The sequence below is a fragment of the Shewanella sp. SG41-4 genome, from assembly GCF_014164505.1.
Classification (GTDB): Bacteria; Pseudomonadota; Gammaproteobacteria; order Enterobacterales; family Shewanellaceae; genus Shewanella.
Genome location: NZ_JACJFI010000774.1, coordinates 1 through 298, shown reverse-complemented (window position 1 = coordinate 298; position 298 = coordinate 1). Strand labels below are relative to the sequence as shown.

Below are 298 nucleotides of genomic sequence, written 5' to 3'. Positions count from 1 at the left end.
TATTAGACAAATTGAACTTAACGGAATATCAACTTTCTCGTTAGACAGTGGTAAGCTTATTAATCCTCCTTCTGAATGTTCTGCTGCCATGCTTTCAATTTCAGAAATTAATTTCTGATGAAAATCGTTTTCATATTCATCTAACTCCTGAATAATTGAATCGATTTCCTCTTGGCTTGGCTGCTCAGTAGGTTGACTTGAAGTGTTGCGTGATGAACCGCTTGACTCACCTTGACGGCCGCTATCATCTGAATCGCTATCATCTGAATCGCTATCATCTGAATCGCTATCATCTGAA

The 298-nt window shown here is 38.6% G+C and carries 1 protein-coding gene; it reads right to left on the bottom strand.

Translation table 11 applies throughout. From position 1 onward, the window contains the following. The coding region (locus H5202_RS23775) for a hypothetical protein (RefSeq protein ID WP_182774170.1) at positions 1 to 298 on the bottom strand (298 nt) is incomplete at both ends.